This window comes from Methanohalobium sp. (assembly GCF_046546175.1).
Lineage (GTDB): Archaea > Halobacteriota > Methanosarcinia > Methanosarcinales > Methanosarcinaceae > Methanohalobium.
Genome location: NZ_JBKGYF010000116.1, coordinates 1 through 4,177 on the forward strand (window position 1 = coordinate 1; position 4,177 = coordinate 4,177).

General features: G+C 33.6%; 2 protein-coding genes. One reads left to right on the forward strand and one right to left on the reverse strand.

Annotated elements, in window-relative coordinates; genetic code table 11:
- The first annotated feature begins 1,318 nt into the window (after positions 1-1,318).
- Positions 1,319-2,083, forward strand: a complete 765-nt coding sequence (locus ACLFMM_RS09360) for a type IV pilin (protein ID WP_410808468.1) — start codon at positions 1,319-1,321, stop codon at positions 2,081-2,083.
- A 610-nt stretch (positions 2,084-2,693) separates the two neighbouring features.
- On the opposite strand, the gene ACLFMM_RS09365 is transcribed toward ACLFMM_RS09360, so the two are convergent.
- Positions 2,694-4,034: a lamin tail domain-containing protein gene (locus ACLFMM_RS09365; protein ID WP_410808469.1), complete on the reverse strand. Its 1,341-nt coding sequence runs from the start codon at positions 4,032-4,034 to the stop codon at positions 2,694-2,696.
- Between the last annotated feature and the right edge of the window lie 143 nt (positions 4,035-4,177).

Genomic DNA, 4,177 nt, shown 5'->3' on the forward strand with positions numbered 1-4,177 from the left:
ATCGGTACTTTTTTTGTGAATGTGTTAGCTGTTAAATTTGTTGAAGATATCATAAAGTTAATTATATATTTAGACCTACTTATAATTATAGTTGTTACAGTAATGTTCAGTTAATGCATTATACTATGGACCAACGTATGTTTTGGGATTTTAAAGATTTCAAGATTCCTGTTTTGGCTTATAGACAGATTATCAAAATATATGTGAACTACTCCGCCTTTTCATGAGGATCGTCCTGCGAGTACCCGCATCATCCCGATCAACATGCCTGTTTTTCGCAGGTTACCAGCGAACCGCTGATAGCTCGTCCACAATAGGAACTGTTATAGCTTCTCCAAAAAATTAATATAAAAATGTCTATTAGGGACATGATAGGGTAGCAAAGGAGAATGCAAGCGTATCCCCTCTCTGAGACTCTTTTATTCCTTTGCTACTTTTTTTTCCTTGACAGAAAAACAATGAAATCCATATCCAATTAATTTTTTGGTTTTGAAAATAGAATTTTTATATGTTTTGGAGTGAACTATGTTTATGAGAAAGGGGTGTAAGGGTCAAGTAAGATCAACGGTTTCACAGCCTGTCCAACAATCCTTAATTATAGTTGATAACTCAACAATTGTTGCTTATATCATATCAGAAAATGATTATGTATCCTAAATTAACAAAAAATAATCTGTGTTTAACTATAAATGCCATTAACAAATAAATTGATAGTATCGAATTGTCGGACAAGCTCTAAACTCATGGGCTTTCTCTACCCCTGCAACCCATCTCTCGTAAGAAAATGTTTTCAGGGGTTTCCAGGGAGAATTATGAAAACCAATAACAAAGTTATTGGTTTGAAACTGAATAATGGATATGGAGGCCAAGCGAATTATGTGGGGGTATTTCAATCATCCTGGGAGTTGGACAAATCGCTTTGCAGAGTTTCCATTGATTCAGATATACTAGTTTATCGTTGCGAAACGATATATATTAATAGGAAAATCAGATGCTGAAAATAATTAAGAAACATTTCACAGTTTTAATTTTATTCATTTATATTTTTTATGAGCATCAGTTTCTGTTGTGGCTTTTCCTAATGACAATCCACAGGTAGAAAAAGTAACATTACAACTCAGGTTAGTTTTTCTTTTGTTTCATTTTTCTAACCTCGAATTTTTAGATACTCCATTATGTCAGGAAAGTTTACGATTTCTCTTGGTGTTTATTTATAATTTACTTTTTATATAAAAATTTATATTTAATATTTATTTTTGGATTTTACAGCTGCATTACCAAAAATTTTTATAAAAATATATTAAACTTACCATAAACAATGGCTAAATCTTCTCAACTTTTTAGGAACCATGAAGGAGTTACACCTATAGTAGGAATTATTTTAATGGTGGCTATTACTGTTATCACAGCAGCTGTCATGGGAGCAGGTGTTTTTGACATCACATCAAAACTAAAAAAACCACCAGAACATCTCGTCCTGGATAATACAGAAGTTATACTTGGTTCAGAGTTTAGAGAGGGTAATGGTTGGAACGATGCCAGCGAATCGAAACCAGATATCGACCACATCTATATAGATTATGTCCGTGGACCTGTAGTTGAAGGAGATGAAGTAGGTTCTGTGCTCATAAAATGGGATAGTTCAGATGGTAAAGGCGGAGAGGTTCGTTTCATCAATCCAGATCATTTTAACGAAAATACGAAGGAAAAATATGACGATCAAACCATTGGAAAATTCTATACAGGAAATCTGAAACCAGGTAACCGGATAGACATCATTTTAGCTCACAACCGTTATGAAACCAATGAATCTAATACAAATTATTATGATGTAGGAAAAAAATACATCTACACTGAATCCTATTGGAATGAGATAGATATACAAAACAGAGATTATCCGTTCTTTGGCGCCGAAAATCGTATACCACGTGAGTTTAGGGGTAACAGGCCGATGGAACCTGGTGATAAAGTAGAAGTCACGTTCCTTGGCCCTGACCATCATTTTGTTATCGCACAAACAAGTGCTACCGCTAAAGAATATAATGAAAGAGCTGAAGGCGTACAAAAACCTGGATATGATTAATAGAAATCATCTTAAAATTTATTACTTATGTAATAGATTCTTATACTATAGAAAGAGATGATATATTGGATATAGAGTACTTTATTTATTTTGTTTTTATATTGCTACTTTTCCTCGTAACACTTGTTATTGACGGTATAATGTCTGCTTTCTGATGTATAAATATAGGTCTTGGCTTTGTTTTTTCATCATAATTAATATTAAGACTCAGGTTAGTTTTTGATTGTTTTTTCCTTTTTGAATTTTTGCATAAATTATATTTATAGTTCAAAACAGATTATTTGTTACTAATATACAATACATCTTATATTCGTCGATAAAGGACATAAGTAACAAATATAGTGTTGTTGACTATAATTGGAATTATATAAAAATCTTTATTAGGTAGGGGATGATTACTTTCACACCGCTTGGTTCTTCTTTTTATATTTTAGATTTCATACACGTAAGTGGTGATAGAAATGGACGAATATTTCGAAGAACTTATACAGCGTGCTAAGTATTATGAAAAATTTGAGAATATCGACCGTGGATTAGATCAAAAATAATTGAAGGCTGAATTCATTCCCTTTATCCAGCCTTTCTCCTTTTATTGTTGATGCCTAAACGTTCAGTCAACTTGATGGCTATCTACTAATTCTCCTGTTGAATCATAAAGGTAAGCAGTATCACCATCGTTGTTCCAAATAGGTCTACCACTACCCCAATACAATTCATCTTCATTATCGGTGCCTTCATCAGTGTACAATATCACAGTATTATCAGGACCCAAAGAGAAATCTGTAAATTCATAAGCGTGATTTGCTTCATCTTCGATTACCCAGCTATTTAGGTCTACAGTAGTATTCCCTGAGTTTGTTATTTTAACCCATTCATCTTCCAGGGACAAATCACTGATATATAAATCATCGTGGTCTTCAGTACTGGTATTATTTGTATAACCGTTAGAATCAGACGTTAAAGTTTGCTCTGACGGTGTATAGTTAGAGGTTATATTATCATCGTCTTTATCAATCCAGAATGTCGCATATACAGGATAATGGTCTGATACATCCACCGTTTCTTCACTGGTCAGATTATATTTGTTATCGTACCTGTAAACATGAGCATCACCTGTGAAATCTTGTATAGCAGGTTTTGTCAGGATTATCCTGTCATAGGTGTAATCAGTGGATCCTGTTGTTGTATCTACATTGTCTTCTATGCACCAGTAGTAATAATCATCATGCATCGTAGAATCTGAAGTTTCATCAAAATACGAACCATCAGCGTTCAGGTCACCCATGATAATGAAATCTCTTTCCTCAGAGTATTTGTTATGAGTATAATTTACTACTGAATCCAGTGAATTAATCTCTTCTGTAGCTTCATCAGGATCAGTATGTATTGTGATAAAAGTAGCATCAAAATTGCCATTAACAGCTTCGAAATTTGCAATATATGGCTGCCTATGGAAAGGGTCAGTTCCTTCTGGTTCTGGGTATGTATGTGGGTTGTCTGTGATTTCTACGGTTTCTGTATTGTATACATAGGCATATTGTTCTTTACTTACTGTCCTGCCTAAACGTTCACTCATCACAAAATCGTAATTGTAATTGCCTTCATTAACAAGTTCTACTAATTGTGGAAGTGCAGTTTCTGATTTATCTCTTATCTCCTGGATTGCTATAATGTCATAGCTACGGATTATCTTGGCGATTGTATTCATGGTTTCAGGTTCTGAAGCTTTGCTGGTTCCAAACACCTGAATATTGAAAGCTCCAATCCTTAGAGTATCAGATTCATTCGTATCGTTTACACTATGTTCATCTTGGTTTGGAGTTTCTGCTTCTGTGTTTCCATTGTCTTGGTTTGTACCATCTACACCTGTGTCTGCATTTTCGGTGCAACCTAAAGATGCTATTGATGTAAAAAGCAACATGATAATTAGTATTTTAGTAATTTTTTTCAATTCTTATTCCTCATTAATACTTTGTTTCTTATGGAAACTCATATTATAAAGGATTAGATATCGAAATTCATTCTCCACAAGAAATCAGGTATATATACACATATTTGTGTCTAAATCTAAACCTTTTGCGATAAGTGAAAAGA